A 251-nucleotide genomic window follows, 5' to 3' on the forward strand; every position below is an offset into this window, starting at 1 on the left:
ACTTGAAAGCCGTGGTTTACGATTTTTGTGAGTCTCGCGCCGGTGAGCATGCCCGCACGTTCCTGGGCACCAACACCGAACAAGGCGGCTGGAAAGGTACGCTGGTCTGTGATGATTACGCAGCCTATGTTGCTGCCAAAGATATGTTGCGCCAGTCCAGAATCCCTTGGCATCCAGGCCGCTGTTGACCGATTGACACCACATAACTTGTGGTGCTTGCTGGCAGTCCTTTTTAACTTCAAAGGACTGCC

Annotated in this window: 1 pseudogene; it reads left to right on the forward strand. The window is 53.4% G+C overall.

The window, feature by feature from the left end:
- A pseudogene (locus C5P05_RS00580) lies at window positions 1-137 on the forward strand (IS66 family transposase); the annotation flags it as partial.
- Window positions 138-251 lie beyond the last annotated feature (114 nt).

This window comes from Rhodoferax ferrireducens, from assembly GCF_003347515.1.
Lineage (GTDB): Bacteria > Pseudomonadota > Gammaproteobacteria > Burkholderiales > Burkholderiaceae_C > Rhodoferax.